The organism is Salinispora pacifica DSM 45544, assembly GCF_000378845.1.
Taxonomy (GTDB): domain Bacteria; phylum Actinomycetota; class Actinomycetes; order Mycobacteriales; family Micromonosporaceae; genus Micromonospora; species Micromonospora pacifica.
In genome coordinates, this window is record NZ_KB905359.1 from 5,342,856 (window position 1) to 5,345,761 (window position 2,906).

Below are 2,906 nucleotides of genomic sequence, written 5' to 3' on the forward strand. Positions count from 1 at the left end.
GCGGGTGGATTTGCCGACGTATGCCTTCCAACACCAGCGCTACTGGATCGATGCCCCGGCTGATCCTGGTGATGTCACCGCGATGGGTCTGGACTCCGCCGACCACCCGCTGCTCGGCGCGGCGGTCACCCTCGCCAACGCCGACGGCGCCGTCCTCACCGGACGGCTCTCCCTCGACCGGCACCCCTGGCTCGCCGACCATGTCGTCAACGGCGCGGTGATCTTCCCCGGCACCGGCTACGTCGAGCTCGCGCTGCACGCCGGTGCCCAGGTCGGTGCCGAAGCCGTCGATGAGTTGACCATTGAGACCCCGCTGGTGCTGCCCGAACGCGGCGCCGTCCAACTCCAGGTCGTCGTCGGTGCCGCCGACGCCGGCCCGGCCCGCTCCGTCCAGGTGTACGCCCGCAGCGCCGACACCGACGCCCAGTGGACCCGGCACGCCAGCGGCCTGCTCACCACCGGCCGCCGTAGCGCCGGAACCGTCCTTGCCGAATGGCCGCCCACCGGTGCCGAACCGGTGTCCACCGACGACCTCTACCACCACCTCGCCACCGGCGGCCTGGCCTACGGCCCGGTCTTCCGGGGTCTGCGCCGGGTGTGGCGACGCGACGACGAGTTCTACGCCGAGGTGAACCTCCCCGAGAACGTGGAGGCCGATGGCTTCGGCCTGCACCCCGCGGTGCTCGACGCCGGTCTGCACACCCTCGGCCTCGCCGACGGTGACACCTTCCGCGGGCTGCCGTTCGCCTGGTCGGGCATCACCCTGCACGCCACTGGCGCGGCCGGTGTACGGATCCGGCTCACCCCGGTCGGCTCCGGGGTCCGGGTGGTGGTCGCCGACGCGGTCGGCGCCCCCGTCGCCACGATTGATTCGCTGGTCCTGCGGCCGGTCCAGGCGCACCAGACCGGTGGCACCTCCGACGCGCTGTTCGACCTCACCTGGCAGGAGATCGACACGTCCGCGGCGCTGACCGATCCTGACTGGGCCTACCACCCGGCCGTTCGGCCCGAGCTCGCCCCCACCGGCACCACCCAGGGGGTGCCCATCGCCGACCCACTCGCCCGGGACGGAGCGACCGCCGCCGCACTGCTGGTGCTGACCGCCGGACTCGGCGGGGACGTCGCCGGCCCGCCGGCGGTGCACGACGAGGTGAATCGGGTGCTCGGCCTGGTACAGGAGTGGTTGGCCGGCTCGAACACCCACCGGCTGGCGGTGCTCACCCGACACGCTGTCGGCGATGACGTGACCGACCTGGCCGGCGCGGCGGTGTGGGGTCTGCTCCGCTCGGCGCAGGCCGAGAACCCGGACCGGCTGCTGTTGGTTGACACCGACACCGACACCGACACCGACCCGACCGGGGACGTCACGTCGCTGCTCGCCGTCGCCCTGGCCGCTGGCGAGCCGCAGGTGCGGGTGCGTCGTGGTGTGGTCTCTGTACCGCGGATCGTGCGCCGGCCGTCGTCGACTAGGCAGCTGGATGCTCCGCTCTTCGGTACGGGCACGGTGTTGGTTACTGGTGCGACGGGTGCCTTGGGCTCGGCGGTGGCTCGGCATTTGGTGGTGACGCATGGGGTGCGGCGTCTGTTGTTGTTGTCGCGTAGTGGTATGGCTGCCTCCGGTGCGTCGGACCTTGTGGCGGAGCTCTCGGGGGCTGGTGCGTGGGTCGAGCTGGTTGCCTGTGATGTGGCGGATCGGGGGCGGTTGGCGGCGGTGTTGGCGGGTGTGGTGGATCTGTCGGCGGTGGTGCATACGGCGGGGTTGTTGGATGACGGTGTGGTGTCGTCGTTGTCGGCGGGTCGGGTGTCTGGGGTGTTGCGTCCGAAGGTGGATGCGGCGTGGTTGTTGGATGAGTTGACCCGGGGTCGGGAGTTGTCGGCGTTTGTGTTGTTTTCTTCGATGTCTGGTGTGTTGGGTGCGCCGGGGCAGGGTAATTACGCGGCGGCTAATGCTTTTCTGGATGCGTTGGCTGTGGTGCGTCGGCGGGCGGGGTTGCCTGGTGTGTCGTTGGCGTGGGGGCTGTGGGGGCAGGGCTCGGCGATGACCGAGCGGTTGTCTGGTGTGGATCAGGAGCGGATGGCCCGTGGTGGGGTGCTGCCGTTGACGACCGCCGATGGGCTTGCCCTGCTTGACGCTGCGGTCGCCAGTGAGCAGGCCATGCTTATCCCGGCCCGACTCGATGTGGCCGCGCTGCGTACCCTCGGCGATGACCTGCCGCTGCCCTTTCACAGCCTGGTCCGCCCGGCGCGGCGCTCGGCTGCCCACGCCGCCGCCCCCAGCGCCACCAGCTGGGCGGAGGAGCTTGCCGCGCTACCCGCGGACGAGCGCGACCGTGCCGCAACCGCCCTGGTCCTGGCCCAGGTGGCGGCGGTGCTGGGGCACGCCTCCACCGAGCGGATCGATGCCAGCCGCGCGTTCCAGGAACTGGGCTTCGACTCGCTCACCGCGGTCGAGTTGCGTAACGGGCTCTCCGCCAGCACCGGCTTGCGGCTGCCCGCCACCCTGATCTTCGATTACCCGTCGCCGAGCGATCTGGCCCGACACCTGCTCAGCGAGATCGCCGGCCCGAGCGACGCCGACCCGACATCGGCCGTCACCACCACGACTGGCATCGATGAGCCGGTGGCGATCGTCGGGATGGCCTGTCGCTACCCCGGTGGTGTCTCCTCGCCGGAGGACCTGTGGCGGTTGGTCGCCGACGGGTTCGACGCCGTCGGCGACTTTCCGACCGACCGGGGGTGGGATGTCGACCGTCTCTATGACCCCACGGGCACCCGCCCCGAGACCACGTACGTGGCCAAGGGTGGCTTCCTCACCGATGCCGCCGAATTCGATCCGGCCTTTTTCGGTATTTCGCCTCGCGAGGCTGTGTTGATGGATCCGCAGCAGCGTCAGTTGTTGGAGGTTT

General features: G+C 70.4%; 1 protein-coding gene. It reads left to right on the forward strand.

Annotation, left to right across the window (positions count from 1 at the left end):
• Positions 1-2,906, forward strand: a 2,906-nt coding sequence (locus SALPAC3_RS26305; RefSeq protein WP_157632363.1) for a type I polyketide synthase, incomplete at both ends; no start/stop codon positions are given.